Source organism: Microcystis flos-aquae FACHB-1344, assembly GCF_014698375.1.
GTDB lineage: Bacteria > Cyanobacteriota > Cyanobacteriia > Cyanobacteriales > Microcystaceae > Microcystis > Microcystis aeruginosa.
Map to the genome: position 1 here is coordinate 1 of NZ_JACJSW010000107.1, position 1,959 is coordinate 1,959.

The 1,959-nt window shown below is 44.5% G+C and carries 2 protein-coding genes; both read left to right on the forward strand.

Going from position 1 to position 1,959, the window contains the following annotated elements:
* Positions 1–206 precede the first annotated feature (206 nt).
* Entirely contained in the window at positions 207–854 is a 648-nt protein-coding gene (locus tag H6G48_RS08840; RefSeq protein ID WP_190721110.1) for a DUF3386 domain-containing protein, read from the forward strand.
* Positions 855–1,077: 223 nt separating this feature from the next.
* A complete protein-coding gene (locus H6G48_RS08845) occupies positions 1,078–1,314 on the forward strand; it encodes a NifU family protein (protein WP_002779291.1) in 237 nt (78 codons plus the stop codon).
* Positions 1,315–1,959 lie beyond the last annotated feature (645 nt).

Here is a 1,959-nt window from a genome sequence, read left to right on the forward strand (position 1 = left end):
AATAAATCGGGGCGATTTAGTTGGGGAAGTTGATAGGTTTTCCGATAAAGCTTGATTTTCGCCGTTTCTTCTGCCATCGCCGTGATCGCTGAGGGTGAGTTTTTTCTATTTTAGCCCGATTTTTTGATCAGCTAGAAATCTCGGCCAGAGGCGAAAAAATCAGCGACAATGATATAAATGGAGTTATCAACACAAGTAAAGCGATTATGACTGTAGCCACGACGAACGCCCGAGATATTTTCCGCTCCGCCTACGAAAACCGTTACACTTGGGATGAACGATTCCCCGGTTACACTGCTGATATTATCCTCACCCAAGGGGAGGAAGTCCATACAGGCAAAATTCAAGTTAATGCCGATTATAGTGTGGAAGTAACGGGCATTGATGACGAGAAAGTGCAAGAAAGTATCTATAATCAAATGCGCGACATCGTTACTCACCGCAAAAGAGGCAATTTTGATGCCTCCCACGGCAAAAACCAGTTTAATTTCGGGCAAGATGATCCCACCGGTGCGGTAGAAATTCTTGTCACCGGCGATGCGATGGGGTCTAATTATAAAGTCCGCGGCCGGGAAATCTGTCAAGTCAGTCGAGTCATGGGACCGATGGCTTTTACTATTAATACCGAGGAAAGTCTCGATACGGGAGAAGGTTATATTTCTATTCGCTATAATGCCATTTTCCGCAATGCTAAAACCGATGAATTAAAGGGAAAACGTGACTTTAAGGAAACCTACGAAAAAATCGGTAATTATTATTTACCCTCCTGTCAAGTGATTAACGCAATCGACGCGGGGGGCGAAAAATCCACCACAGAATTTACTTTTATCAATCTACAGCTTTTAGAATCTTAAGGGTTATCCCCGCCCAAAAAGCGTTAGGATCGAAGTAACTAAGTAGGTGGGTGTTAAAAATTGTCGGATCCCCCCGCCTATCGGCACCCCCCTTATCAAGGGGGGATTAAGGGGGGATACCCCCTTATCAAGGGGGGCAGGGGGGATCAAAGACAAAATCTATCTTCAATTTAATTGAAACCACTTACTTACACTGTAATAAATCTCTGACCAGAAGCTGATTATGTCTTTAACACTGACTCCTGATAACGTCGAACAAGTTTTAGATGAAATGCGCCCCTACCTGATGGCGGATGGTGGTAACGTGGAATTAGTCGAAATCGACGGGCCAGTCGTCAAACTCCGTCTTCAAGGTGCTTGCGGTTCCTGTCCCAGTTCCACCATGACCCTAAAAATGGGCATCGAACGTCGTCTCCGGGAAGTGATTCCCGAAATTGCCGAAGTTGAACAAGCTTTCTAAATCTTGGGTTAATTAATTCTCACCACTGCCCGATTGCTAATTAAATTAGCGATCGGGCATAATATTAATTAGGGCTTGCTGAAAAAGTTTGTTGGTGGGGTTAGGAGTCGGTCGTCGGTCGTCGGTCGTCAGTATTCAGGAGTTTCAGGCTTTCTTGCCCTCTCTTTTTGTACTAACCTGTGTACTAAAAGGAGGATAATGCCAGGTTTTTGGGGGTCCCAATCCGATTTTCGCAGCATGAACATCGGATTTTAACAGGTCAAAAGCCTTATTTTCAAAGGGTTCTACCATTATTCAGCCAGCCCTACTTATTGGGACTTAGGCGTTTTCGGTCAGCAAAAAAGGCTCAAACCATTACGGGACAAAGGGTTAACCTCGATTTATGATTTTCCTTGATCTATCTGGGTTTCAGCGATTTTGGGCTTCTCGAAGTAAATCCCAAGCGGGGATTGGAGTTGAGGCTTTTCTCGATTTGTTTTTTGTCTAAGTCCCAGTAGGTGTTAAAAACTTTCAGATACCCCCCTGATTAGGGCTGACAGGTGTAGGTATTTTACAACTAAGAGGAAGGGGAGTAGTAAAAAGCATCAACGGGGGTGGGAGGGAAAGAACTCCAACGATGAAGGTGAATCGATAAACCTTTCAGTA

Coding starts and splice junctions, on each gene's coding strand:
- H6G48_RS08845 (WP_002779291.1), top strand. CDS start 1,078: ATGTCTTTAACACTGACTCCTGATAACGTCGAACAAGTTTTAGATGAA.
- H6G48_RS08840 (WP_190721110.1), top strand. CDS start 207: ATGACTGTAGCCACGACGAACGCCCGAGATATTTTCCGCTCCGCCTAC.